A 1072-nucleotide genomic window follows, 5' to 3' on the forward strand; every position below is an offset into this window, starting at 1 on the left:
CTCGACCACGTCCATCTGTTCGGCCACCACCGTCTCGGACGGCAATGTCAGCGCCAGTTCGCGGAATGCCGGATCGAGCGAGTGGTCGGCCAGGGTCTTGCGCAAGGCCTCGCTCAACGCGGATTCCTGCAATTCCCGGTCCGACAGCGGATTGTCCTTCTGCACCGCGTCGGTCAGCGCCAGGAGGCGCCGCATCGCGAGGCGCTGTCCGGCTTCCCAGCGGTTGAACGGATCGCTGTCGTGCGCCATCAGGAAGGCCAGTTCGGCGTCGGAATAGTCGATTTCGAGAATCACCGGCGCGGAAAAGCCGCGCAGGATCGACGGCACCGGGTGCTCCGGCACGTGGCGGAATTCGAAGGTCTGGCGCTCCTCGGTCAGCTCCAGCACCATGGTGGTCGGCGCCAGGCCGTCGATCTCGACGCCGCCCAGGTGCAGCGGCATGTCGCGCCCGGCTCCGTCCAGCAGGCCGACCGCGACCGGGATGTGGAACGGCAGCTTCCTGGGCTGTCCCGGCGTCGGCGGGCAGGATTGGGTCAGGGTGATGGCGTAGGTCTTGGCGACCTCGTCGTAGTGCGTGTCCACCTTCACGTGCGGCGTGCCGGACTGGCAATACCACAGCTCGAACTGCGCCAGGTCGCGCCCGTTGGCGTCGGCCATCGCGCGGCGGAAATCGTCGCATTCGACCGCATGCCCGTCATGGCGCTGGAAGTACAAGTCCATGCCCTTGCGGAAGCCCTCGCGGCCGAACAGGGTCTGGTACATGCGCACCACTTCCGCGCCTTTTTCGTAGACGGTGACGGTGTAGAAGTTGTTGATCTCGACGTAGGAATCGGGCCGCACCGGATGCGCCATCGGGCCGGCGTCTTCCGGGAACTGCGCCTGGCGCAGCACGCGCACATCCTCGATGCGCTTGACCGCGCGGCCGCTGTCGGTGCCGATCATGTCGGCGGAAAACTCCTGGTCGCGAAACACGGTCAGGCCTTCCTTCAAGGACAGCTGGAACCAGTCGCGGCAGGTGACGCGGTTGCCGGTCCAGTTGTGGAAGTATTCATGGCCGACCACCGATTCGATG

General features: G+C 65.9%; 1 protein-coding gene. It reads right to left on the bottom strand.

Annotated features, from left to right (window positions below; all coding sequences use genetic code 11):
* Positions 1-1072, bottom strand: a 1072-nt coding sequence (locus A6M56_RS21230; protein WP_286758394.1) for a DUF3458 domain-containing protein, incomplete at both ends; no start/stop codon positions are given.

The sequence above is a fragment of the Ralstonia sp. RL genome (assembly GCF_001683835.1).
GTDB lineage: Bacteria > Pseudomonadota > Gammaproteobacteria > Burkholderiales > Burkholderiaceae > Ralstonia > Ralstonia mannitolilytica.